At 68.5% G+C, this 23,125-nt stretch carries 22 protein-coding genes and 1 pseudogene; 16 read left to right on the top strand and 7 right to left on the bottom strand.

The features are described from left to right. The first annotated feature begins 9 nt into the window (after positions 1 to 9). The 4 genes and pseudogenes from OHA77_RS40100 to OHA77_RS40085 all read left to right on the top strand — a co-directional run bounded on the left by OHA77_RS40100 (position 10) and on the right by OHA77_RS40085 (position 4,569). On the top strand, positions 10 to 231 hold the full coding sequence (locus tag OHA77_RS40100) for a hypothetical protein (protein WP_406314622.1): 222 nt from the start codon (positions 10 to 12) through the stop codon (positions 229 to 231). A gap of 170 nt (positions 232 to 401) precedes the next feature. Continuing rightward, positions 402 to 935 (top strand): DUF3841 domain-containing protein, encoded by a 534-nt coding sequence (locus OHA77_RS40095; RefSeq protein ID WP_406314620.1) that lies wholly within the window; start codon positions 402 to 404, stop codon positions 933 to 935. A gap of 519 nt (positions 936 to 1,454) precedes the next feature. Then, positions 1,455 to 1,925: pseudogene (locus OHA77_RS40090) on the top strand (DUF4158 domain-containing protein); the annotation flags it as partial. Positions 1,926 to 2,760: 835 nt separating this feature from the next. Further along, positions 2,761 to 4,569: a Tn3 family transposase gene (locus tag OHA77_RS40085; RefSeq protein ID WP_406314618.1), complete on the top strand. Its 1,809-nt coding sequence runs from the start codon at positions 2,761 to 2,763 to the stop codon at positions 4,567 to 4,569. Between the two features lie 248 nt (positions 4,570 to 4,817). Here the strand turns inward: OHA77_RS40085 and OHA77_RS40080 are convergent, their stop codons facing one another. Next, on the bottom strand, positions 4,818 to 5,684 hold the full coding sequence (locus OHA77_RS40080) for a helix-turn-helix transcriptional regulator (RefSeq protein WP_336216931.1): 867 nt from the start codon (positions 5,682 to 5,684) through the stop codon (positions 4,818 to 4,820). A gap of 182 nt (positions 5,685 to 5,866) precedes the next feature. On the opposite strand from OHA77_RS40080, the gene OHA77_RS40075 reads away from it, so the two are divergent. Together OHA77_RS40075 and OHA77_RS40070 are read left to right on the top strand one after the other, a co-directional pair. After that, entirely contained in the window at positions 5,867 to 6,922 is a 1,056-nt protein-coding gene (locus OHA77_RS40075; protein WP_336216930.1) for an aldo/keto reductase, read from the top strand. A 32-nt stretch (positions 6,923 to 6,954) separates the two neighbouring features. Then, on the top strand, positions 6,955 to 7,251 hold the full coding sequence (locus OHA77_RS40070; RefSeq protein ID WP_336216929.1) for a putative quinol monooxygenase: 297 nt from the start codon (positions 6,955 to 6,957) through the stop codon (positions 7,249 to 7,251). Between the two features lie 384 nt (positions 7,252 to 7,635). Here the strand turns inward: OHA77_RS40070 and OHA77_RS40065 are convergent, their stop codons facing one another. The 3 genes from OHA77_RS40065 to OHA77_RS40055 form a co-directional block, all read right to left on the bottom strand. Beyond that, a complete protein-coding gene (locus OHA77_RS40065; protein ID WP_406314617.1) occupies positions 7,636 to 8,220 on the bottom strand; it encodes a recombinase family protein in 585 nt (194 codons plus the stop codon). A 725-nt stretch (positions 8,221 to 8,945) separates the two neighbouring features. Then, positions 8,946 to 9,476 carry a GNAT family N-acetyltransferase gene (locus OHA77_RS40060; RefSeq protein WP_406314615.1) on the bottom strand — a complete coding sequence of 177 codons (531 nt, stop codon included), beginning with the start codon at positions 9,474 to 9,476 and terminating at the stop codon, positions 8,946 to 8,948. A 34-nt stretch (positions 9,477 to 9,510) separates the two neighbouring features. Next, the gene (locus OHA77_RS40055) at positions 9,511 to 10,113 is read right to left on the bottom strand and encodes a superoxide dismutase (protein WP_406314613.1); all 603 of its coding nucleotides are present in this window, start codon (positions 10,111 to 10,113) and stop codon (positions 9,511 to 9,513) included. 279 nt (positions 10,114 to 10,392) lie between these two features. Here OHA77_RS40055 and OHA77_RS40050 point away from each other — a divergent pair, with 279 nt between their 5' ends. The 4 genes from OHA77_RS40050 to OHA77_RS40035 all read left to right on the top strand — a co-directional run bounded on the left by OHA77_RS40050 (position 10,393) and on the right by OHA77_RS40035 (position 13,066). Continuing rightward, a complete protein-coding gene (locus tag OHA77_RS40050; protein WP_406314612.1) occupies positions 10,393 to 11,322 on the top strand; it encodes a tyrosine-type recombinase/integrase in 930 nt (309 codons plus the stop codon). 305 nt (positions 11,323 to 11,627) lie between these two features. After that, a complete protein-coding gene (locus OHA77_RS40045; protein WP_406314610.1) occupies positions 11,628 to 11,834 on the top strand; it encodes a hypothetical protein in 207 nt (68 codons plus the stop codon). A gap of 66 nt (positions 11,835 to 11,900) precedes the next feature. Next, the gene (locus OHA77_RS40040) at positions 11,901 to 12,743 is read left to right on the top strand and encodes a tyrosine-type recombinase/integrase (RefSeq protein WP_406314608.1); all 843 of its coding nucleotides are present in this window, start codon (positions 11,901 to 11,903) and stop codon (positions 12,741 to 12,743) included. Beyond that, positions 12,740 to 13,066 (top strand): helix-turn-helix domain-containing protein, encoded by a 327-nt coding sequence (locus tag OHA77_RS40035; RefSeq protein WP_406314607.1) that lies wholly within the window; start codon positions 12,740 to 12,742, stop codon positions 13,064 to 13,066. Before OHA77_RS40040 ends, OHA77_RS40035 begins: the two co-directional genes overlap by 4 nt. A gap of 84 nt (positions 13,067 to 13,150) precedes the next feature. Here OHA77_RS40035 and OHA77_RS40030 read toward each other — a convergent pair whose 3' ends face one another. After that, positions 13,151 to 13,975 carry an IS3 family transposase gene (locus OHA77_RS40030; protein WP_406312888.1) on the bottom strand — a complete coding sequence of 275 codons (825 nt, stop codon included), beginning with the start codon at positions 13,973 to 13,975 and terminating at the stop codon, positions 13,151 to 13,153. A gap of 103 nt (positions 13,976 to 14,078) precedes the next feature. On the opposite strand from OHA77_RS40030, the gene OHA77_RS40025 reads away from it, so the two are divergent. Next, positions 14,079 to 15,479, top strand: coding sequence for an ISAs1 family transposase (locus OHA77_RS40025; RefSeq protein WP_406314605.1), 1,401 nt, complete (start codon positions 14,079 to 14,081; stop codon positions 15,477 to 15,479). 45 nt (positions 15,480 to 15,524) lie between these two features. Here the strand turns inward: OHA77_RS40025 and OHA77_RS40020 are convergent, their stop codons facing one another. Next, the gene (locus tag OHA77_RS40020) at positions 15,525 to 15,812 is read right to left on the bottom strand and encodes a transposase (RefSeq protein WP_406312792.1); all 288 of its coding nucleotides are present in this window, start codon (positions 15,810 to 15,812) and stop codon (positions 15,525 to 15,527) included. A gap of 108 nt (positions 15,813 to 15,920) precedes the next feature. Between OHA77_RS40020 and OHA77_RS40015 the strand changes: the two genes are divergently transcribed. Then, entirely contained in the window at positions 15,921 to 16,403 is a 483-nt protein-coding gene (locus tag OHA77_RS40015) for a hypothetical protein (RefSeq protein ID WP_406314604.1), read from the top strand. Positions 16,404 to 16,520: 117 nt separating this feature from the next. On the opposite strand, the gene OHA77_RS40010 is transcribed toward OHA77_RS40015, so the two are convergent. Next, the gene (locus OHA77_RS40010; protein ID WP_406314602.1) at positions 16,521 to 16,958 is read right to left on the bottom strand and encodes a tyrosine-type recombinase/integrase; all 438 of its coding nucleotides are present in this window, start codon (positions 16,956 to 16,958) and stop codon (positions 16,521 to 16,523) included. 331 nt (positions 16,959 to 17,289) lie between these two features. Here OHA77_RS40010 and OHA77_RS40005 point away from each other — a divergent pair, with 331 nt between their 5' ends. From OHA77_RS40005 to OHA77_RS39990, 4 genes are all read left to right on the top strand, one after another. After that, positions 17,290 to 19,212, top strand: a complete 1,923-nt coding sequence (locus OHA77_RS40005; RefSeq protein WP_406314600.1) for a hypothetical protein — start codon at positions 17,290 to 17,292, stop codon at positions 19,210 to 19,212. Further along, entirely contained in the window at positions 19,205 to 21,148 is a 1,944-nt protein-coding gene (locus OHA77_RS40000; RefSeq protein WP_406314598.1) for a TOMM precursor leader peptide-binding protein, read from the top strand. Before OHA77_RS40005 ends, OHA77_RS40000 begins: the two co-directional genes overlap by 8 nt. Beyond that, the gene (locus OHA77_RS39995; protein WP_406314597.1) at positions 21,145 to 22,779 is read left to right on the top strand and encodes a SagB family peptide dehydrogenase; all 1,635 of its coding nucleotides are present in this window, start codon (positions 21,145 to 21,147) and stop codon (positions 22,777 to 22,779) included. Before OHA77_RS40000 ends, OHA77_RS39995 begins: the two co-directional genes overlap by 4 nt. A gap of 89 nt (positions 22,780 to 22,868) precedes the next feature. Further along, on the top strand, positions 22,869 to 23,078 hold the full coding sequence (locus OHA77_RS39990; RefSeq protein ID WP_406314596.1) for a thiomuracin/GE37468 family thiazolyl RiPP peptide: 210 nt from the start codon (positions 22,869 to 22,871) through the stop codon (positions 23,076 to 23,078). Positions 23,079 to 23,125 lie beyond the last annotated feature (47 nt).

Below are 23,125 nucleotides of genomic sequence, written 5' to 3'. Positions count from 1 at the left end.
CGGAATAGGGTGCCGGCGGGCTCCATCGCCAGCGATCGTCACGGCATCGCCTGGCTCGGTATCGCTTCGTTCTCGGAACAGGGGATGTGGGAGCTCGGCGGTGCCGAGCTGGCGCCGGACCGCTACCGGGTGCGGCTCACCAACGATGTCGACGACCCCGAGACGGTGCCGACCGTGCCGGATCCAGCCATGGACGATGTTCTGTTCGCGATGCTCGACGACTTCCGCTGACGGTCACCGCAGGTCAGAAGCTACTTCGTTAGAAATTTCTTCATTGCTACTAAAACCCCTGCCGGTCGACACCGTCGCGGCCGAACTCCCTGTCCGCCCCAATGGACCGTCACCGCCGCTCCCGGATAATTACGTAGATCCTTCTGTCCCCGGGCTGGCACAATCGCCCGATGCGTTTGTGGACGGTCCAACATCGAGCGGTTCTCAAGTCGCTGGAGGATGCCGGCGAGCTGTTTGGGGACTGGGACCGGATCATGGTCCGAAACTACCGGGCCTGCTACCAGGAGATGGTGGCGGAGATGGCACAGCGTGGCCTCGTCAGTGGAGGCCGGCCACCGGTGTGGGCGTGGGCCGGGCCGGACACCCGCGACAACCGCGTGGCGCTGGCGGCGGAAGCGCTCCTCTGCCCGCAGACCCCGGAGGAGTACGCCCGCTATGTGGTACTCGACCTGGACGTGCCGGACGAGGTCGTCCTGCTCAGCTCGTACGGGCGCTGGAACGACTTCATGGAAGCGATCATCTTGGGCGAGGAATCGCCGGCCATGGATTGGTCGATTGGCCGAGAGGAGCTCAACGGGGTGCAGGCGTGCCTTGCGCGTGTCGCAGCCGGATGGGTGCTCGGCGTCCGTCCGCTGGAGCCGTTCAGGCCGGAAGAGGAAGAGGAGGACGAGGACGAGGACGAGGAAGACGGAATCAGCTCCTGACCGGGCGCCGGGCGCCGAGTCGCTGGCCGTCACAGGCCAGATGCGGTCGAGGGAGCCGCGCGTCGCGGACTCCTTAGCGAGATTCTTCGTTCGGATGCTCGTCAACCCCCTTGAAATCCCCGCCGCGGTCCGCCTTGCGCTCGACTATGCCGAGATCCGCACAGTCCACACCGAGCCCGAGGCCCAGCAGCGCACTGGGGAGCCCGTATGACCACCCGCCGCAGCGGGGGTGGACCTGCAACGGAACCGTTTCGTACGGTAAGCGCCTTCCCGCAGGCCAGGGCAGGGGCCGAACGGGGCCCGTGCGGGGTCGTTAGCGTCCGTTCCCGTTCCGGCGCAGCTCACCTGTGACCATGGTTTCGGGGTGGATCGGCTGGTGGGTGACACCTGGTGATGGTGATCTTCGTGTCCGGAAGTCCTCGGTAACGGACAAGATCAACCTTGGGGTCATAAAACGAGTGCACGAACCCTACGTAAGGGTATGGTCGCTTACCGTACGGCTCGTGGAGCTTGGGTTTTATGGTGCGGGTCATGCCGGTCGAGTTCCTCAGTGATCAGGAAGCGGCTGCCTACGGCAGCTACAGCGCCTCGGTGTCGCAGGCAGATCTTGAGGCGTTCTTCTACCTCGACGACGCCGACCGCCGGCTGATGGCGAAGGCGAAGCTGAGGGGTGATCACAACCGCCTCGGGTTCAGCATCCAACTCACCACCGTGCGTCATCTCGGCCGGTTCCTGAGCGATCCGCTGCAGGGGGTGCCGACCGAGGTCATCGACTTTCTGGCCGGGCAGCTCGGGGTGGCCGACCCTTCGTGCGTCAAGCGGTATGCCCGGCGCGAGCCCACCCATCGTGAGCATGCCGGGACGATCCAGGAAGCGCTGGGCTTGAGGGACTTCACCGAGGCGGAGGCCGAGCTGGCAGAGTACGTGGCCCGGCGGGCGTGGATCACCGGGGACGGGCCCAAAGCGATCTTCTTCGATGCGCTGCGGTGGCTGCGCGAGCAGCAGGTGCTGCTGCCGGGACTGTCGCGGCTGGCCCGGCTGGTGGCGCGAGAGCGGGAGGCGGCGACCCGGCGGCTGTGGGAGACGTTGTGTGCGGCGCTGAGCGAGCAGCAGCGCCGCGAGCTGGACGCGCTGCTGGTGGTGCCGGCGGGGAAGCGGATCTCCCAATTGGAGGAATGGCGCACCGGTCCGGCGCGGGCCTCAGGCCCGCAGATGATCAAAGCGCTCAGCCGGGTCGCTGAGATCATCGCCTCGGGCCTGTCACGGGTGAAGCTGGATGTCACGGTGACGCCGCGGCGGCTGGCCGAGCTCGCTCGGTACGGGATGGGCGCCGATGTGGCCCAGCTCAAGCGGCACCGCGACAGCCGGAGGCTGGCCACGCTGGTGGCGACGGTGACGCAGCTGGAGGCCACCGCCACCGACGACGCCCTGGAGTTGCTGGAGCTGCTGTGGGCGACCGAGCTGGCCGGCAAGGCCCGGACCGAGGCCGACAAGGGGGTCGTCAAGAAGCACCCGCGGCTGGCCAAGGCCTCGGCGGTGCTGGCGGTGGTGGCCCAGGTGCTGCTGGAGGCCCGGACGTGGGGTGAGGAGGACCAGGTCCGGGTCGCGGAGGTGTGGGAGGCGATCGAGGCGCGGATCGCCCGCGAGCAGGTCCGGGCCGCGGTGGCCACCGTGACCGGGATGCTGCCGCCGCCCGAGGCGGTACCTGAGGGCGACTGGCGGGCCGAACTGGCAAGAGGGCCTCCACCGTGGTGGGGCTGTGCCGAATGCTCACGACCACGATCACCTTCGGCGCGAACGCCCGGGGTGCCCCGGTCTGGCGGCGATGATGGCGCTGGGCGAGCAGTTGGGCACCGAGGCGCGCTGGAGCGTCAAGAACCCGCGTATCCACCCGCAGGTGGTGACCGGCCCGTGGAAGCACCTGGTGTTCGGCCATCCGGCTGGCACCGACGGGTCGGTGGAGCGCGGCGCCTACATTTTCTGCCTGCTAGAGCTGTTCTGCCGTCATCTGAAACACCGCGACATCTACGCCGAAGCCTCCACCCGCTACCGCGACCCGCAGGCCCGGCTGCTGGACGGCGCGGTGTGGGAGGCGGTCAAGACCGATGTGCTGACCACTTTGGACCTGCCCGAGGATCCCGACGCGCTGCTGGCCGCCCACGTCACTGCCCTGGATGGGGCCCTGCGCTACGTCGGCGGACGCCTGGTGGCCAACAGCGACGTGCGGGTGGACGGGCAGGGGAAGATCCACCTCGCCAGCGACAAGGCGATCAAGGAGCCGCCGTCGCTGATCGATCTGCGCAAGCGGGTGGCGGCCATGCTGCCCCGCATCGACATCGGGGACCAGGTCCTGGAGGTGATGGGCTGGGTATCGCAGTTCCTTCCCTCGCTGACCGCCCTGTCCGGCGGGACGAGCCGGATGGCGGACCTGAACGTCACCGTGGCGGCCTGCCTGACCAGCCAAGCCCTCAACATCGGATACGGGCCGGTCTCCAGCCCCGGCGTACCCGCGCTGGACCGGCGCCGGATCGGGCACGCCGGCCGCACCTACCTGCGCGCCGCCGGCTACACCGCGGCCAACCCGCACCTGATCGAGGCCCAGGCCGCCATCGGCTTCGCCCAGGCGCTGGGCGGCGGGATGGTCGCCGCGATCGACGGCATGCGCTTCGTCGTGCCCGTCCCCTCCCTGATGGCCAAACCCAACCGCAAATTCTTTGGCCCGAAACGCGGTATGACGTTCCTGAACATGATCAATGATCGAGCGTTCGGCATCGCGCATAAAATCGTCGCAGGAACCGACCGAGACTGCCTGCACGCCATCGACTTGTTCTTCGGCTTCGGCGCAGCGAAACTGCCGGAAGTCCTCGTCACTGACACTGGATCCTATTCGGATCTGGTGTTTGGAATCGCGCATCTGCTGGGTGTTGACTATCGTCCGGCGCTGGCTGACCTGCCCGATCAGAAATGGTGGCGCGCCGATAACGGGGCTGACTACGGCCCGTTGAACACTTTCGCCAGGGGGAAGTTGGACCTGGGCAAGGTGCGGCGGCACTGGGGGGAGATCCTCCGGTTGATCGCCACGATCTACACCAGCAAGGTCAGCGCGTCGGATGTGGTCAGAGCCCTGCAGCGGGACGGGCACCCCACCGCCCTCGGTGAGGCGATCGCGACCTACGGCCGCCTCTTCAAAACCCTCCACATCCTGTCGATCATCGACAGCGAACCTTACCGGCGCGGCATCAAAGGCATGCGCAACCTCCAGGAAGGGCGCCACGCACTGGCCGAGAAGATATTTCACGGCCGCCGCCGCGAGGTGTTCCAGAGATACCGGGAAGGCATGGAGGACCAGCTGGGCGCGCTGGGCATTGTTTTGAATTGCGTGGTTCTCTGGAATACGGTCTATATTGACGCCGCGTTGAACACGTTACGCGCCCAGGGGTATCCCGTGCGGGATGAAGACGTCGCCCGCCTCAGTCCTTTCATGCGGAAACACATCAATGTCCACGGGAAATACTCCTTTACCACGGTGGATTCCGCCGACTCCGCCAAAGGCGCCGTCGCAACCCGGAAGTTGCGTGACCCCGACGCCCGCGACGAGGACGAGGAGGAGTTCGATGAGGACGACTCCTGGTAGACGCCCTCGGTACGAGGGAACACCCGGTACCGAAGTTATCTGGGGTTGTCGAGCGAACTAGCTGGTCAGCCGCTTGAAGGCCGTTAAGCCACGTGAGAACCGGTCCTCGTCGCGGCCCTTCGAGACGAGGTCCTTCCCGCTGTCCATCGTGCACCCGTTGGCGAGCTCCTGCGGTAGCCCGATCGCCTTGACTGTCAGCTTCGCGGCGATTTACCGAACCGCCGACGGGTGGCTGCAAGGCCGGGTCGTCAGCTCACGGTCAAGCTGCTCTGTTGGGCCCAGGTCGCCAGCAGGTGGAGCGCTGTCTGGGACGGGGATCCTTCCTCTGCCGTGTGGGCGATCAATGCCTGGTCGGGGTCGTCGGGGAGCCGGAGCGTCTCGAATCCGAGGTCGAGCCTGCCGACCACGGGGTGCTGGTAGACGTACCGTCCGTGGGTCTTGTCCTTGAGCCGGTGTTTCGCCCACACCTCGCGAAATTCCGGGCTGGCGGCCGACAGTTCGTCGATCAAGGCTGCCGTCCGCGTGTCCTCGGGGTGGCGTCCGGCATCGAGCCGGAGGTAGGCGGCCACGTCGCCGGCCTTGCCGCGCCAGTCGGCGTACAGGCTGCGCATGCCCTCGTCCAGAAACACCAGACGGGCCAGGTTGCGCTGCTGTGGCGGCAGCGCTGCGAAGTCGGTGATCAGTGCCGCGGCGAGGTGGTTCCAGGCCAGGACGTCGGTGTTGCGGCCGACGATGTAGGCCGGGACGTCGGCCGAGGAATCCAGCAGGCGGCGAAGACCCGGCCGTACGCGTTGCAGCGGGGGCTCGGCGTCGGCGCGGTCAGCCTCGGACCAGGGGCGGGCCAGGCGGTACAGATGGTCACGTTCGACGGCGTCCAGCCGCAGAGCGCGGGCGACCGCGTCCAGGACCGCCTCGGAGAAGTGCAGGGTACGGCCCTGCTCCAGCCGGACGTAGTGGTCCACGCTCACCCCGGCCAGCTGAGCCAGTTCCTCCCGCCGCAACCCGGGCACGCGCCTGCGGCCGCCGTAGTCGGGCAGGCCCAGCTCTTCGGGCCGCAGCCGGGCCCGACGCGATCGCAGGAATTCACCCAGTTCCGCACGTCTGTCCAATGCCATGTGACCAGTATCCCGGTCCCGGTTCCGCTGCCGCCCTCCGGAGCCTGGTCACGCCATGCCTAGGCAGCGGCGGGCACTGGGTCGACCGCTTCCGCCAGACCACAGTGATGTGCGCCGGAACGGTTCCGGCGCCAGACACCCCAGAGGGTGCCTGGCCCTGATCTCACAGGGAGCACTGCGACATGAGCACCACTGACGTGCCGACCCGGCCGCTCGGCGCCACGGGCATGGGCATCACCCGTCTGGGCTTCGGCTCCTGGGCGGTGTCGGGATCCGGCTGGCGCTTCGGCTGGGGCGCCACCGACGACGCCCAGTCGATCGCCGCGATCCGCCACGCGGTTGCCTCCGGCGTCAACTGGATCGACACCGCCGCCGTCTATGGGCTCGGCCACTCCGAGGAACTGGTCGGCAAGGCCATCGCCGACCTGCCCGAGGCCGACCGCCCGTACATCTTCACCAAGGCCGGCCTGGTCTGGGACCCCGACGACCCGCAGGCCACGCCCCGCCGGATCATGAAGCCGGCCAGCGTCCGCCGCGAGATCGAGGACTCGCTGCACCGGCTGAACGTCGAGCGCATCGACCTGTACCAGGTGCACTGGCCCGACACCGGCGAGTCGCTGGAGTACGCCGGCGACGGCTACGGTGCCGTCTCGCCCAACGCCACGCCCCTGGAGGAGTACTGGCAGGTCATGGCCGACCTGAAGGCCGAGGGCAAGGTCCGCGCGATTGGGCTGTCCAACCACACCCCCGACCAGCTGCAGGCCGCTGAGCAGATCGCCCATGTCGACGTCATCCAACCGCCGTTCTCGGCCATCAACCGGTCCGCCGCGGCCGAGATCGCCTGGGCGCACGCTCACGGCACCGGCGTGATCGTCTACTCACCGCTCCAGTCGGGGCTGCTCACCGGCGCCTTCTCCGCCCAGCGAGCGGCTGGCCTGCCCGCCGACGACTGGCGCGCCGCCCACCAGGACTTCACCACGGGGCTGTCGGCCAATCTCCGGCTGGCCGACGCGCTGCGCCCGATCGCCGAACGGCACGGCACCACCGTGGCCGAAGTGGCCATCGCCTGGGCCCTGGCCTGGCCCGGCGTCACCGGAGCCATCGTCGGCGCCCGCAAGCCGGAGCAGGTCGACGGCTGGATCGCAGCCGGCGCGGTGCGCCTGGCGCCGGCAGACCTGGACGAGGTCGCCGCCGCGATCGCCGCCTCAGGCGCCGGTACCGGCCCTGCCCGGCCGTAGCCGCCTACCATCATGCAAGGAGAGCGAACGAGATGCCCCTCATCGTCCTGGCCGAGTGCCGGGCCGCGCCCGGCCAGGAAGACCGGCTCCGCACCGCCCTGGAGGCGATGATCGAACCGTCCCTGGACGAACCCGGCTGCCTGGCCTACCGCACCTATACCGACCCCAACCACCCCGCCAGCATGGTGGTGATCGAGGAATGGGCAACCCCCCGAGCCCTCATGGAACACTTCACCACCCCGCACTTCCGCCACGCACAGCAGGTTCTGGACCTCGTCCTCGCCGAGCCGATGACCCTGCGCAGGCTGGTGGCCGCCTCCGCTGGCTGATGAACCTGCTGCCGGGCACACCCCCAAGGGTGTGCCCGGTTAGTGGTGACACGGCCTCAAGCCCGAAGGCCGCTCGGTCGACGTCGAGCCCGGCGGTCCCGGCCTGCGCCAACCGGGTGGAGTCGGTCCGACGTCGCGGTGGTGCGGAGCGGGTCTTGGCAAGGCCGATGCGCCCGACCAGTCCACGCCGTGGCCTAGGCAGTACGACAAGTACAAAGCGATCCGGCCGGCGTAGGTCTTCTCGGTGTTGAACGCCCGGCCCGCCGCACGCAGCCCCCCGCCAGGTACGCGCACGCCTCGACATGCAACCCGAAATCCTCATTGACCACACCCACGACACCGACTCGTCGGCGGCCACCGCCCGCTCAGACTTTTCCCGCGGCGTCAGGATGTCTGCTGCACGGCCCGGTAGATGGTGCCACGGCCCACCCCCAGCGCCTTGGCGATCTCGGCCACGGTTGCGTCCTGCGCCGCGTAGCGTGATCGTGCCAGCGCGACCTGCTCGGCCGACAGCTTGGCGGGCCTGCCGCCGAGGCGGCCTCGGGTACGCGCGGCCGCCCGGCCCACCGCCGCCCGTTCGGCGATCAGCTCCCGCTCGAACTCCGCCAGTGCCGCGAAGATATGGAAGACCAGGCGGCCGGTGCTGGTGCTGGTGTCGATCCCCTCGTGCAGGCTGGCGAAGGCCACCCCGCGCTCGGCCAGCGCGTTGACGGTCTCCACCAGATGCCGCAGGGAACGGCCCAGCCGGTCCAACCGCCACACCACCAGCGTGTCCCCGGCCCGCAGATACTCCAGGCACCGCGTCAGCTCGGGCCGCTCAGTCAGCTTCCCCGACGCGGTGTCGGCGAAGAGTTTCTCGCAGCCCGCCGCATTCAGTGCGTCGGTCTGCCCGTCCAGGTTCTGCGACGCGCTGGAGATCCGGGCATAGCCGACCCGCTGGCCAGCAAGAGGATGTACAGGCAGGCTCATGACCCTCGATCATGCACCGAAACCCGGCTCTGCGACGGCCGTTTTACGACATTGATTCCGGACGGAGTTTCGGACGCTTCCGAGGGCTCGAGGCAATCCCCACACCCTGTATTTGATCTTGTCCGTTACCGAGGACTTCCGGACACGAAGATCACCATCACCAGGTGTCACCCACCAGCCGATCCACCCCGAAACCATGGTCACAGGTGAGCTGCGCCGGAACGGGAACGGACGCTAACGACCCCGCACGGGCCCCGTTCGGCCCCTGCCCTGGCCTGCGGGAAGGCGCTTACCGTACGAAACGGTTCCGTTGCAGGTCCACCCCCGCAGCACGGCCCGGGCGGCGACATCTCACCACGGCGGATCGACGCCGCAGCCCGGGGTGGATACCAGGACCGACCGTCACGGCGAGGCCCCCAGCTCACGGCGACCTCGCCCCTCGTCTGCCTGGGCTGCTGCCACGCGATCACCGTCTGACCGCCCAAGAAAGGACCCGCCATGACCCAGATGACCATCGTCGGACTTCGGGTGTGTCACCAGCGTCTCTTCACACGGAGTAACGCTTCGGTGGTCGCACCGTTAACCCTCAGGTGGCTCTCGAATTCGCTAACACAGCTCCAGTCTCACCGAGCGCCACAGAGCAACTGACCGACATCCGGCTCCCGAATTCACCTACAGAGCCACAAGGGTGACCGGGATAGACGCCTGCTCGAAGGAGGACAGCTCTAACCTCTGGCTTTGCGCATGATCAGACGGGTCTGTCCGCAGGCGTTGTGCAGGGCTATCACTCGCCATCCTCTGCTGCGGTAGAGACCGAGTGCCGCTGTGGCGGCCGGGTGGGTGGCCAGCCATCGTGGTCGGTCGCCCGCGGCTTCCAGGAGGGTGTCGTGCAGGGCGGCGCCGAGCCCGCGGCCGCGCAGGCCGGGCAGGACGGCGAGTTCTTTGAGGGTGAAGTCGTCACCGGCCGGGCGTGAGGCCAGCCTGGCGAGTGTTGAGCAGCGGTGTCCGTAGGAGAAGCCGCACACCTCTTCCCCCTCGCCGGCCAGGGCCAGGACGAAGCCGGGCTGGCGGCTGTCGGTGAGCAGGCGCGCCGCGACGCCGCGGGCGCGAACGGCCGGCTCGCGCCAGGGGGGCCGGGTGAAGACCTCCTCGCCCACGTCTGCCACGGCCACGAGAAACCGGCGGGCGGCCTGCGCGCCGACCATCTGGATGTGCGGGAGTGCGGCGCCCGGCCGACCGGTTGGACCACCGATCAAGGAAGGCCGGACGGCGGGCGCCGCGGTCATGGGGTCAGACGCCCGTGGCCGCGTCGAAGCGGGCGATGACGTCGTTCCAGTTGATCAGCGACCACAGCTTCTGCACGTAGTCGGGGCGCACGTTGCGGTACTGCAGGTAATAGGCGTGCTCCCAGGCGTCGAAGACCAGCAGCGGCGTGGAGTTCATGCCGACGTTACCGTGATGGTCATACACCTGCTCAACGACCAGGCGCCGGCCCAGCGGCTCCCACGCCAGGATGCCCCACCCGGATCCCTGGACGGTCGCGGTGGCGGTGGTGAGCTGCTTGCTGAAGGCCTCGAAGGAGCCGAAGTGCTCGACGATGGCTTCACCGAGCGCTCCGTCGGGGCGGTCACCGCCGTCGGGGGAGAGGTTCTGCCAGAAGATCGAGTGCAGCACATGCCCGGACAGGTTGAACGCGAAGGTCTTCTCCAGCCCGACCAGGCCGCCGAACTCGCTCTTGTCGCGCGCCTCGGCGAGCTTCTCCAGGGTGTCGTTGGCGCCCTTGACGTAGGCGGCGTGGTGCTTGGCGTGGTGCAACTCCAGGATCTCCCCGGTGATCGCGGGCTCCAGCGCCGCGTAGTCGTAGGGCATATCCGGAAGGGTGTACTGACCCATGATGATCTCCTTGTTGTGCCAGACCTTATCGCGATCTATATGCAACAACAATAATCATGCAAGACGGCCTTCTGTGAATCGCGCACCGTCACCGTCGTTACACAGAGTTACTTTGCGGCTGGTGATGCCGACCCGAGCAAGAGACACCGATGGTTACGGGATAACTTTTGTTATCTGGCAAGGTTGCCTCTGTGAGGCATGCGTGAGCTGGGAGCAGTCCGTCCGGCACGGGCGGTTCGATTCCCGGTTATCTGGCAACTCGGCGAATGGGGCGGCGGCGTGGATCCTGTGATCGTGCAGCAACTCGGTCGCGACCATCCGCTCGCCGTCCACCTGGACGACTTCCTCACCGACTGCAAGAACGCCAACGGCTCAGCACACACCCTGCGCGCCTACCGCGGCGACCTCCTCCAGTTCTTCGCCCACCACGATGACGAGGTCTCCGAGCTCACCGCCGCACCAATCCGGGTGTTCCTCGCCGACATCGGACAGTTGTCGGCGGCGACCCGCAAGCGAAAGCGCGCCGCCGTCTCCTCCTTCTGCCGGTGGGCGGTCCGGCACGACCGCCTCGACACCAACCCCATGGACAAGATCGACACCATCAAAGTGCCCAAGGCGCTTCCCCGGCCGGCCGCCGCGGCCGACGTCACCAAGGTGCTCAACGCGATCTGCAGCAGACGGCCGCGCAAGGACCTGCCGCTCGACAGGCTACGCGACCGGGTGCTGTTCGAGACGATCTACGTGTGCGGGGCTCGGGCCGCTGAGACGTGCGTCCTAGACATCGAGGACTTCGAACTGCGTCAGGACGACGAACACGTCCGTATCCACGGCAAAGGCGGCACCGTGCGCACCGTGCTCCTGGACGACCGCGGCTACGTCGCCCTCCTCAAGCTCTACCTGACCCGCGCCGGCTACCGATTCGGGCCCGCGTTCCGCGCCAGCATCAACGGCTCCGGCGGGCCGCTGTCCTACGACGCCGCCCACCACCGGTGGGAGAGCTACTGCGCGGCGGCCGGGGTCGAGATCGAGATCCACCAGCTCCGCCACGCCCACGCCACCGAACTCATCAACGCCGGCGTTTCCATCGAGGCCGTCCGACGCCGCCTCGGACACGCCTCCACCGAGACCACCCAGCTCTACATGCTCCTAAGCGACGACATCGCCGACGCCGAGATCCGCGCAGCACGACGACGCCGCGACCGCCGCTAACCAGCTGCTAACTCAACCCGTGGCCTGTTTCTGCCGTATTCCGGAACCGCCGCTTATCGCAGCCGATGCAAATCGGCGACTGCTCGCGCCCCTTGAATCGCCTGATGAGCGGGGCATGCGGTGAGCTGGAGATCTCACAAGAAGTAGGTGTGGCTGGCGAGATTATCAAGCTCTGAGCTGCAGCAGAGGCTTGTATGCCGAAATGGTCCTCTGACCTGGAATGACGATCGGCGCTTCGCATCAGCTGCGAAAATTTCGCTTCAGATGCGATTGACGGAGAGTCGTCAAAGGAGGCCTCCATGGGCGTGGACGGGGTTGTCCCAGGAGCCGCGGGGCTGCATCTGGTCGGTGGAGTTGCGCTGCTTCGGCCGGAGGAGCAGGTGTTCGAGGCGATGCTGGACGGCTGGCGCAACCAGCAGTTGGCCAGGAACCTAGCGTTGTCCACGATCGAGAAGCGGGAAGGTCGCCTGAGGGCCTTCGGCGAGCACGCCGAGGCGTTCCCCTGGCAGTGAACGCCGCAGCACGCCGATGAGTGGTTCGGCGATCTGCGGGCGCTGCGGGGCTGCGCGCACTCGACGTTGCGGTCCTACCAGGACGCGCTGCGCTCGTTCTGCCGATACGTGGTCGACCCGGCATACGGCTGGTCGGCGATATGTGAGCAGCGATTCGGCACTCACCCGATCCAGGTGGTGCACGAGTGGAACGCCGCCGTACACGTCCAAGAGGCCGAGTCTCGCCCGGAGAAGCGAGCCTTCACCGTTGATGAGCTGCAAGACTTCTTCGACTACGCCGACGAGCAGGTGACCATGGCGCGGGATCGGGGACGCAAGGGGTGGTTGCCGGCCTTCCGGGACGCCACCTTGTTCAAGATTGCTTATAGCTACAGGCTGCGGCGTAACGAGACCCGGATGCTGGATGTCACCGATCTTGGCCGCAACCCGCACGGAAACGAGTTCGGCGACTACGGCCTGCTCCATGTCCGCTATGGCAAGGCCAAGAAGGGCTCTGCACCCAAACGGCGCAGCGTGGTGACCGTCTGGACGTGGACGGCGGAGATCATGGACGAGTGGGTCACCGAGTTTCGGCCGCTGCTGGCCGTCCCCGGCACGTCGGCGCTCTGGCCGTCCGAGCGCGGCGTCAGGATCGGATTGCAGCGCATCAACTCCCGGTTCGCCACCTACCGCGATGCCCTTGGCCTCGATCCCGGGCTGGACTTTCACGGGCTGAGAAGGTCCTATGTCACGCACCTCATCGAGGCGGGCCGTGATCCACTCTTCGTGCAGTTCCAATGCGGACACGAGCACGCGAGTACGACGTCTCTTTACACCTGCGTGTCATCGGACTTCCGCACCCGAACCCTGCGTCGGGCCCTGGACGAGACCTTGGCCGCCGCCCTTGAAGCACCCAGGAGGACTCGATGAAACGCCAGGTCAGCTACCAGTGGCGGCTTCGAGAGGTCATGGCCACACATGGCATGTTCACCATCAGCGACCTGGTCCCGCTACTGGTCAACCGCGGCATCAACCTGTCGGTGTCCCAAGTCCACCGCCTGGCCACCGGTGTTCCCGAACGATTGTCCCTGCCGGTGCTCGCCGCTCTCTGCGACATCTTCACCTGCACCCCGGCCGAACTGATCGCCACCAAGGCCGAGAATGTGGCAATCCGCAAGACCGCTGGCGACGAGAGCCCCGTCAACCTCAACGCGCGACGGCCCAAACAGGCCCGGTTTCGGCTCGAAGCGTGAACAGGCCGCCTCTGATCTGCGCGGACTGCGGGACAGAAGGCCGCCTGAGGTTCCCCCCGTACTACAGCCACCGATGGTGTGGGATCACGAGGTTGCGTCTGAGGGCTTGTAGAGCTCCTCGAACGCGATTGGGCTGTTCATGTCGATGCTGGAATGACGCCTATACGGGTTATACCAGCACTCGATCCATTCAAACATCGCGCTGGCCAACTCGGCTCTTGTTGACCATTTGTTAACGTCGAGCAGTTCGAGCTGCATCGTTCCCCAGAACGATTCCATCATGGCATTGTCGTAGCAATCGCCGACGGTTCCCATCGAGCCGAGGAGTTCAGCATCGCGGAGCCGTTTCCCGTACGAGAACGATGTGTACTGTGTTCCGTGGTCAGAATGCAGGATCGTCTTCCTGCTGGGCGGGTTACGGCGGGCGACGGCCATGACCATCGCGTCGACGACCAGAGCGCTGGTCTGGCGTATGTCGATAGAATGGCCGATGATGCGACGAGAATAGGCGTCCATGACAGCGGCGCAATACAGTTTCCCTTCGTCGGTGGGGTGCTCGGTGATGTCGCTGACCCACAGCCGGTCCGGCGCTTGCACCGTGAAGGCCCGGCGGACCAGATCCTCCTCGGTGGCGGCGTTGACGAGGTTGCGGCGGCCCTTGCGCCGGTAGATGCCCTGGATGCCGGCCTCACGCATGAGCCGCTCGACGCGCTTGCGGTTGACCTCCAGGTCCAGGCCGAGCGTCAGCTCCGCGTGGATCCGCGGCGAGCCGTAGCTGTAACGTGACGTCTCATGGATGTCACGGATCAGCTTCAGTAGTTCGGTGTTTCTTTGGTCGCGTGGTGACTGCGGCCGGCCAACCCAGTCTTTGTAGCCCGATCTGGAAATGTTCAACACCCGGCAGGCCACCGCGACAGGAAAGTCGTCATCGGCGAGTTCACGGACCAGCGCGTACCCTATTTTGGGCAGGGCCCCGGCGTTCTTGAGTTCTGATGCGGTATGGCGACGTTGAGTGTTTGGCCAGGCGGCATACGAAAGAGCGCGACTTCTGCTGATCTTTCAGGTCTCTAATCCGAAGATCGCCGCAGGAGTCGCGCTCGTGTCCCCATCTTCCCCGACCAGCCTCTGTCTCGTCCCTCGTCTTGACCAGCTCACCGACCTGGCATTGTGGGAAGCCGAGCTGGCAGCCGATCCGATCGTGGTGGAATCGGCGTTGATGCGCCGGTTGGCGACGGTCCCCGACCAGCGCTCGGCCTGCGGGCGGCGTCACCCGTTGGTGGTCATCTTGACGTTGACCGCGTGCGCGACGCTCGTGGTCGGCGGCGACAGCGTCGCAGCGATCTGGCAGTGGGCCGCCCGGACCTCGCAAGCGATGCTGGAGCGGCTGGGAGCCTACCGTGATCCTTTCACCGGCCACTTCACCGTGCCCAGCGAGCGGACTTTCCGCCGGGTCCTGGCCCGTCTGGACGCCGATGCGCTGGATGCGGCGATCAGCGGCTATGTGGCCGATGTGATGCGTCAGGCGGCTCCCGTGCCGCAGATTCCCGATACACCCGGGCCTGTCGAGCGCGAGCAGCGCCGTACGACCCGGCGGCAGCTCACCCACCCCGCCCCGGACGGGCTGCTGCCCGGCGCCGCCCTGGACGGCAAAGCCAGCCGCGGGGCCCGGACCGCCGGCGGTGGGCGCGTCTTCCTGGTCGGGGCGATCAGCCACGAGCACGGCGTGGTCCTGGGCCAGTGTCAGGTCGGCGACAAGCGGGGGGAGGGAGCGGCCGCCCGGACGCTGCTGTCGCGGCTGGATGTGGCCGGGATGGTGCTGACCCTGGACGCGCTGCACACCACCAAGGCCACGGCCCGGCTGATCACCGAGCGGCTGGGCGGCCACTACGTCCTCATTTTGAAGGGAAACCAGCCGCTGGCCCGCGCCGCCGCGCATGCCCTTTTGTCGGGCCCGGATACCGAGTGGAGCGACACCACCGCCATCGACCATGATCGCGGGCACGACCGCACCGAACGGCGGACCATCCGCACCGCCGAAGCAGACGACGGTTTGTTCCCCGGCGCCCGGCAAGCCTTCCGGCTGCGTCGCGACGTCGGTGACCTGGACGGCACCTGGACCAGCAAGGAAGTCGTGTTCGGCATCACCAGCCTGCCCGCCATCCTGGCCCCACCTGCTCACCTGGGCCACTACGAACGCGCGCACTGGGGCGTGGAAAATCGCCTTCACTGGGTCAGAGACGTTACCTTCCGGGAAGACAATTCCCAGGTCAGAATAGGTACCGCGCCCAGAGCCCTGGCCGGCTTTCGCAACCTGGCGATCAGCACCGCCCGCTTGGCCGGCCGGGCCAACATCGCCCACGCCCGCCGCGACCTCCTCGCCCACAACGACACCTTCGCCGTCTACAACATCTGATCAAACCGAAAGAACGGCATATAGCGAATCAACGCCGGGGCCCTGCTATTTTGGGAGCACGTTCTCCCGGGCGAAATACGCAGCCGCCCGCTTGAGGATCTCATTTTCCAGCTCAAGCTGCCGGGTTCGGCGCCGCAGATCGGAGAGCTCCTTCTTCTCCGCGCTGGTCAGCTGCGCACCGCCGTTGTCATCGGTGTCGGCCTGGCGCATCCAACTCCGCAGACAGGAATCGCTGATACCCAGGTTTTCAGCAAGGACAGAGACCGGTTTATCACCCTTACGGGCAAGCTCGACGGCACGCTGACGGAACTCGATCGGGTGAGGTGCAGGCACGAAGCACTTCCTTCCCAGCCGACACAGGGTCAACTCAGGTGAGATGGCCGTGCTACGGGGGGAAGCTCAGAGCGCCAAGAAGAGGCGTGGGCCAAGGAGCAGCAGGCGATGAAGGCTCGTGGAGCCTTCACCCCGACCGGTGTGAAAGGAGCGTTCAGCGCACTGGTGCCCGGTGATTACGAAGGCGGCGTGGCCTCGGTCTATGCGGAGTTCGCCCGCCTGCGCGGATGGCTAAACGCCGACAGAGTGCTGACGACCGACGAGTATGAGTCCATGCACCAGGAGCTACGCACCTGGGTTGCCCAGGACCACATGCTCAGCGAGGTGCTTGAGACCTTCGGCCCGCCTTCGGTCCTCTTCGGCGGCACCAACCCCCTCTACGGCAAGACGCTCGGCTACCTGACCGAGCAGGTGAAGGAACCGATGCTCTTCTTCCATCTCTGGAACGGAACCGGCCCCAACACCGAACCAGCCTGGCCACCGATCTACAGCGAGCCCGTCCTCCTCGCGGTCCGCCGCGGGACGGGACCGTTCAGGGACACTTTTGCCTTCACTCCGGAGGGAAAGAAACGCCGCCCCGGCACTGGATGACCTACAGCCAGACCTCAGCCGCTACGCCCCGTCGACGGCCACATTCGGTGATATCGGAGGGCCCCACGGCATCGAATACACAACAGTTGATTACGCGAGGTCACCAGCGTGGCACCCCTAGGACAGCCGGGCCTGGCCGGTGACGGGGCAGACGTCCAGGCGAGGAGCGCGGGCGGGGGCCCGGCGGTCGGTGAGGAAGAGCGAGCCGCGGGTGCGGCCCTTGAGCAGGCGGGGCAGCAGTTGGGCGGTGCCGGACTGCCAGTGCACCCGTTCGATCGCGCCGCCCTTGGAGATGACGCGGCCGCGTTTGTTGTCGGCGACGAGGTCGCCGATGTCAAGGGAGAGGATCTCCTCGGCGCGTGCACACGACTCATACAGCAGCCGCCAGAGGGTTTTCTCCCGAAGGCCGGCCTTCAGCTCGAACAAGGCGGCGATCTGGTCGTGGGTCAGTGCCCTGGTGCGGTCCGGTGGCGCGGGCCGGCGTTCCAGCCCCGCGGTGGGGTCGGCGCTCAGCCAGCTCAGGGAGCGCCACCAGCCGATGGCGGCGCGCAGCACCGATAGCTCGCGGTTGACGGTGTCGGCGTCGAGAAGGGTGGCCCGCTCGGCGAAGGCCGCGGCGATTCTCGCCGCGTCGACGTCAACGCCGAGGACCCCATCAACGGCGTCCGCCTGCGCACCGTCGGCTTCAGGGCCACCGCCCAGACGGACAGGGGGACGTTTTGGCAGGCGCCGCGGAGCACGTGAAGCTCGCGGTAAGCAGAGAGCTCGGCTGACTCTCGAGGGAAGAGAAGGCTGTCCGTAAAGAAAGCTCGATTACTCTCTGTATTTTATACGCTACTAAAAGTAGTCTTGCGGCTCTGATCGCCAAGCTTCCAGGAGGCCACCGATGCCAGCCGCCACCCTCGGGGCCACCGCCGACATGCGTCCGCGTCTGCTGGAGCATGTGCGCTTCGCCGATTCCGATGACGGCGTCTATCTGGAGAGCGATCACGGAGCGTGCACAATCTCAGGACGGCATGGCTACACCTGGCTGTCCCGGCTGGCCCCCCACCTCACCGGCGAGCACACGCTGGCCGAGCTGGTCGAGCCGCTGTCGGCCGATCGGCGGCAACTCGTCGAGCAGCTGGTCGCAGCGCTGGCGGAGCAGGGTTTCGTGGTGGACGCCCGGCCGGAGGAGCCGCACACCCTGTCCCCGGGGGAACGAGCGACCTACCAGCCGGAGATCGCGTTCATCCGCTATGGCGCCGACTCGGCCGAACGCCGCTTCGAGCGGCTCCGTGAGGCGCGTGTCGTGCTGCGCGGCGGTGGTCCGGTGCTGGCGGCGCTGCTGGAGGCGGGCTTGCGGTCAGGCTGGCGGCAGGTGCTGGCGATCGACACCGGCGCGGTCCCCGCTGATCTCGCGGCGGCGGTCGTTCGGGGCCGTCGCGACGCCGCCCAGGACGTGCGGATCACGACCGCCGGCGCGGACGACGTGCTGCCGCCCGACGTACTGACGTCCGAGGCCGGCGTGCTGTTGCACGTTCACGATGGTGAGCACCCCGATGAACTGATGCGGATGAGCCGTGCGTGCGCGCAGCGGGAGACGGCGCTGGGGCAGATCTGGGTGCGGGGCGCGGAGGCGTGGCTGCGGCCGGTGGCGGTGGGGGAGTCCGAGTCGTGCTGGCACCGTTTGACCGCCATGCCGTACGAGGAGAAGCCTGGGGGGAGCGGCGGCTGGTTGACCGGTGCGGTGCCGGCGGTGCTCGCCACCCAGCTGGCGCTGTCGTGTTTCGAGCATCTGACGGGTACGGCCCGGCCGCCGGGGCAGCCGGTACTGACCCGCGTCGATCTGCGCACTCTGGAGACCCAGCGGCACCGGGCGCATGCTCATCCGCGCGTCGCGGAGACGCACGACCGGGCGGGCCGGTGTGAGGAGACCGACGTGCGGGCCGCGTTCGACCGGCTGGCAGGGTTGTCCCCGGTCGAGTCCGGCGACCTGCTGGCCGGGGTGGCCGCCTACGTCGACCGGCGTACCGGCGTGCTGGGTTCGCTCGGTGCGGAAGGGCTCGTCCAGGTGCCGATGGGGGTGTGCCGGGCCGTGGTGTCCGACCCCTACGGCGTGCTGCCGGCCTGGTCGACCGCACCGGCCGTGCTCGGCTGGGGCCGCACGGGAGAGCAGGCGCGCTCGCGGGCCGTGCTGGCCGCCCTGGCCGCCTACCAATGGCTGGCCGAAAACCGCGGTGAGCCGCGCCAAGGCGTGGAGCCGGTCACCGGGCGGGTGCGGGCGGTGCCCATGGCGGAAACTCCGGCCACCGGGCAGGCGCCGGTGGGTGTGGCCGCCGGGCTGTCATGGTCGCAGGCCGTCGCGGCAGGACTGGCCCAGCACTGCGACGTGATGCTGAGGCGGGTCGATCCCGTGTCATTCCCCGTCGCGGAGCCGGTGTCCGATGTGGGGGTGGCCGATCTGCTGCGGCTACTGGAGGCGGCGGGTGAGCGGGTGGAGATCCGCGATCTGTCCACGATGCTCGGCCTGCCCGGCTATGCGGTGCTGGCGGGCGGCCAGAGCCGGGTGGCCTGCGCGATGACACCGGCCGGCGCGATGCGGCGCGCTCTGGAACGCCTCCTGCTCGCCTGGCAGTCACGGGCCGAACGGCAATCCTCGTATGCCGATCCGCCCGCGAGATGGCCGGACGAAGACCTGGACGCCACGGCGCTCGCCGATGCGCTGGCCAAGACCGGACGCGCCCCGGTGGTCGTCCCGCTCGGGCGCGATGAGCAGGTCGGCCGGTTGCTGCCGTTCACCGCGTGGGTGGTGTGCCGCGATGACTGACACGATCACGCCGACATCGGCTGACACGATCGCCACCGGTGTGCACGCCGATGGCGAGGTGGCGTTGTTCGGCGGAGGGCGGTTGCACGCCGCGCTGGGCGAGCGGCTCCACCGGGTGCCGCCCTCACCGCGGGCCGGGGCGATCGTGGTGTCCGACGATGGCCCGGAAGGTGATTACCGCGCGGTCCGCGCGCGCGCCGCCGAACACCGGGTGCCCTGGTTGCCGGTTCGGGTGGAGGCCGGCTGGGTGCTGGTCGGTCCGGCGACCCACCCCGATGAGCCCGGCTGTCCCACCTGCGTGGCCCGGCGGCGCGACGGCAACCGGCCGGGCGCGACGGCTCGCCGGGCACTGCGCGCGCGAGACGGCGTCGCCGGGCCGGGCGGTCTGCTGACGCCGATGGTGACCTGCCTGATCGCCGCTATCGTGGCCGCCGAGGTCGCATCCGGCTTCCCCTTGACCCGTGGCGCACTGCTATGCGTCTCGGTGCGCACCGGGGCGCTCACCAGACACCCGCTGGCCGCCGACCCGCTCTGCCCGCACTGCGGCGACCTGCCCGAAGACCGCCCGGTACGGCTGCGCCTGGCCGCCGCGCCCAAGCCGGACCTCACGGTCTACCGCACCCGAGCCCTGCCCGACGATCTGGCCGCACTCTATGTCGATGCCGAGACCGGGCTCATCGGCTCGACCGGCATCATCTCCGCCAGGGGTGTGCCGAGCCTGCCGGTGGCGGTGGCCCGGTTGGAGCCCGGCAGGCACGGCCACGACAGCCGCCACGGTTACGGCCGGACCGGCGACCACCGCTCCGCCCTGCGTACCGCGATCACCGAGGCGCTGGAGCGCTACAGCTGCGGGCGGCCGCGCGGGCGGCGCGTGTCGGTGCGCGCCCGGTTCGCCGACATCGCCGACCGCGCGCTCGACCCGCGCACGCTGGGCCTCTACCCCGACCACTGGTACGACCAGGAGGGTTTCCGTTTTGCCAGGTTCGATCCCGAGCAGGAGGCGTCGTGGGTGTGGGGCTACTCCTTTGCCGCCGATCGCCCGATCCTCATCCCGCTGGCCTATGCCTACTACGGCGCCCGCACCGAGGTCGAGCCTGGTTGGGTGTACGAATGCTCCAATGGCGCCGCGCTCGGCGGCTGCCTGACCGAGGCGATTCTCTACGGCCTGCTGGAGGTCGCCGAACGCGACGCCTTCCTGATGACCTGGTACGCGCGGTTGCCCGTGGCCAAGGTCGATCTGAACTCGGTCGCCGACCGCAGGATCCCGCTGGCGGTTGAGCGGGTCCGGCAGAGCACCGGGTATGAGCTGATGGCCTTCGCGATGCCGATGGAGCAGCGCGTCCCCGCCTTCTGGGTGCTGGCCGTCGACCGGGCGGGCGGCCCTGGCCGCCGGTATGCGCTGTGCGGGGCCGGCGCCCATCTCGACGCGGAGCACGCGCTGCGGTCGGCCTTGCACGAGATGCTGGCCGCGGTGGGCGTCTGCGATGACCGTCCCGAGGCCGAGGCGGCGGCCATGATCGCCGACGGTGACCTGGTCCGCGAGATGAGACAGCACCGGCAGTTGTACGGCCATCCCGACGCCTACCGGCGGCTCGCGTTCCTGCCCGCCGACGGTCCGGGCCGTCCCCTGGCCGAGCTAACTGAGCCCTGGCCGGCGCACGAAGATCTTGCAGACGACGCGGGCGAGCTCATCGGACGTTACCTGGCCACCGGGCTCGACGTGATCGCGGTCGACACCACCAGCCCCGAGCTGGCCTCAGGCGGCTTCGCCAGCGCCAAGGTCATCGTGCCCGGCACCGCCTCGATGACCTTCGGCCACCGCTACCGCCGCACGCACGATCTTCCCCGGCTGCTGACCGTGCCGCGGCTGCTCGGCCACCGCGACCGCGACCTGAGAGCGTCCGAGCTGAACGCCGACCCCCACCCCTTCCCGTGACGGCACTCCAGCGCGGCGCGGCCACCCGCCGCTACCTGGCCGCGATGGACGCGCGCACGCCACGACAGGTCGACTGGCAGGCCGCCCCGCCGCGATACAAGCTGTATCCGCAGGCCCCGCGCACCGGTTTGGAGGGAACGTGGACGGGTGATTTGCTGCGTGGGTTGCTCGGGCTGACCCGGATCCGCTGGCACCGCCCGACAGGGACGGGCGGGCACGGTGTGGTGAGCGTCGGCCGTCCGGCGCCCTCCGGCGGAGCGCTGTACCCGATCGAGGCCTACCCGGTGACCGATGCGGGGGTGTGCCACTACGACGTGGTCCATCACGCGCTGGAGACCGTCCGCGACGGTGACCACCGTGGCGTGTTCACCGCCCTGTTGCCCGGTCCGCCCGCCGACCGTCCTGACCTCGTCGTCGTGTTGACCGGGGTGTTCTGGCGCAACGGCTTCAAGTACGGCGACTTCGCCTACCGGCTGATCTGTCAGGAGATCGGGATCCTGGCGGCTCAGGCGCTGGCCCTTTCCGGCCTGCTCGGCCTGCGCCTGTCACCGCATCTCACCTTCGACGGGGAGGCGGCTGACCGCCTGCTCGGGCTCGACCCCGCGGACGAGGGCACGCTCGCCGTGCTCACCTTCTCCAGGTGCCACCCGCCACCGGCCGACCCTCCGCATTCGGAAGGCGCGCGGGCCGCCGGTACGGCACGCGAACCGGAATCCGGCACGCTGCCCCGGGCGGTCGGCACGGCACGCGAGCCAGAATCCGGCACACGACCCCGGGCCGGTAGGGCACGCGAGCCGGAACCGCGGGCGGCGGGCGACTCGGCGCCCAGTGGGCTGCCCTGTCTCGCCGCCCTGCACGCCGCCGCACGCAGGCCGTTCCTGGGCGGCCCGATGGGAGATCCGGTCCCGCCCGTGCCGACAGGCCCCGTCGTACCCCTGCCCGCCCCCCGGCCGGTACGCCCGGCCGAGGGCATCGCGCACCGGGCTTCTGCGAACGGGTTTCGACCGGTTCTGCTGGGCAGCGCCGATCTGGCCACGATTCTTGCCGTAGCCGCCGACACCGGCGGCCTGCCCGGCCAGCCGGCGGCAACGGCGCTGTACGTGCTGGCGCTGCGCGTCGTCGGCGTCGCGGCCGGAGCTTACCGCTTCGACCCCGAAGCGATGGCGCTGGCTGGCGTCGGCGACGGCCGGGCGGTCGCGACCGTGGCCGCGGGACGGCTCGGCGACGGCACGGCGGCCGCGCTGCGCACCGCCGCCGCGGTGATCATCCCGGTCGGCGACCCGCTGGCCGGCATCGACCGCTTCGGTGACCTGTGGTATCGCCTGCAGCAGGCCGAGACAGGTTTCGTCATCCACCGCGCCACCCTCTCCGCCGCGGCCCTCGGCCTGACCTCCCGCATCCACTCCGGGGGCACGAACCCGGCCACCGACGCGGCGCTCGGCCTGGCGGGCACGCCGTGGCGCTCCTTGAGCTTTCTCCTCCTGGGTACCCCCCGGGCGACCGGCGGCTTTCTCGCCGGGCCCGCTGCGGGCGTCACCGTCGACGGTCACCGGACAAGCCGGCAGTGGGCCGGTGCGCCGGCGATCCCGTCCGGGAGCCGTCCGGCCGAGGGGGTGATCAAGATGCCCTGAGTATCCGTGCGGCCGCGCCACGGAGACCCGCGGTCAGCTGGAGTTCACGTCTCCGCTGAAAGAACACCGAACCAGCAAAGGAGATCATCATGTCCGACATCACGAGAGACTTGGCTGACCTGCCGGTCGACTCCATCATCGTCACGCCCGTCGGCTCCCTGGAGTCCCTCACCACCGGTCACGGCATATCCGAGATCGGCGCCTCCTGCGCAGGCTCCTGCAGCGCCAGCACGTGCGCCTGCACTGAGAACTACGACAGTGCCAGCTGCAACTCCACCGAGTGCGACTGCGACGAATAATCCGCGTTCTGATCAGGTCGTGCGGGACGTCCGGCCCGGAAGGTGCC

Origin of the sequence: Streptosporangium sp. NBC_01639 (assembly GCF_045209755.1) — a bacterium.
GTDB lineage: Bacteria > Actinomycetota > Actinomycetes > Streptosporangiales > Streptosporangiaceae > Streptosporangium.
This window is presented reverse-complemented; position numbering and strand designations above follow the sequence as displayed.

What these genes read in the sequence shown, in the direction of transcription:
- OHA77_RS40005 (WP_406314600.1), top strand. Translation starts at nt 17,290, where the DNA reads ATGCCAGCCGCCACCCTCGGGGCCACCGCCGACATGCGTCCGCGTCTG.
- OHA77_RS40070 (WP_336216929.1), top strand. Translation starts at nt 6,955, where the DNA reads ATGCCCCTCATCGTCCTGGCCGAGTGCCGGGCCGCGCCCGGCCAGGAA.
- OHA77_RS40095 (WP_406314620.1), top strand. Translation starts at nt 402, where the DNA reads ATGCGTTTGTGGACGGTCCAACATCGAGCGGTTCTCAAGTCGCTGGAG.
- OHA77_RS40080 (WP_336216931.1), bottom strand. Translation starts at nt 5,684, where the DNA reads ATGGCATTGGACAGACGTGCGGAACTGGGTGAATTCCTGCGATCGCGT.
- OHA77_RS40055 (WP_406314613.1), bottom strand. Translation starts at nt 10,113, where the DNA reads ATGGGTCAGTACACCCTTCCGGATATGCCCTACGACTACGCGGCGCTG.
- OHA77_RS40085 (WP_406314618.1), top strand. Translation starts at nt 2,761, where the DNA reads ATGATGGCGCTGGGCGAGCAGTTGGGCACCGAGGCGCGCTGGAGCGTC.
- OHA77_RS40015 (WP_406314604.1), top strand. Translation starts at nt 15,921, where the DNA reads ATGAAGGCTCGTGGAGCCTTCACCCCGACCGGTGTGAAAGGAGCGTTC.
- OHA77_RS40035 (WP_406314607.1), top strand. Translation starts at nt 12,740, where the DNA reads ATGAAACGCCAGGTCAGCTACCAGTGGCGGCTTCGAGAGGTCATGGCC.
- OHA77_RS40075 (WP_336216930.1), top strand. Translation starts at nt 5,867, where the DNA reads ATGAGCACCACTGACGTGCCGACCCGGCCGCTCGGCGCCACGGGCATG.
- OHA77_RS40000 (WP_406314598.1), top strand. Translation starts at nt 19,205, where the DNA reads ATGACTGACACGATCACGCCGACATCGGCTGACACGATCGCCACCGGT.
- OHA77_RS39990 (WP_406314596.1), top strand. Translation starts at nt 22,869, where the DNA reads ATGTCCGACATCACGAGAGACTTGGCTGACCTGCCGGTCGACTCCATC.
- OHA77_RS40065 (WP_406314617.1), bottom strand. Translation starts at nt 8,220, where the DNA reads ATGAGCCTGCCTGTACATCCTCTTGCTGGCCAGCGGGTCGGCTATGCC.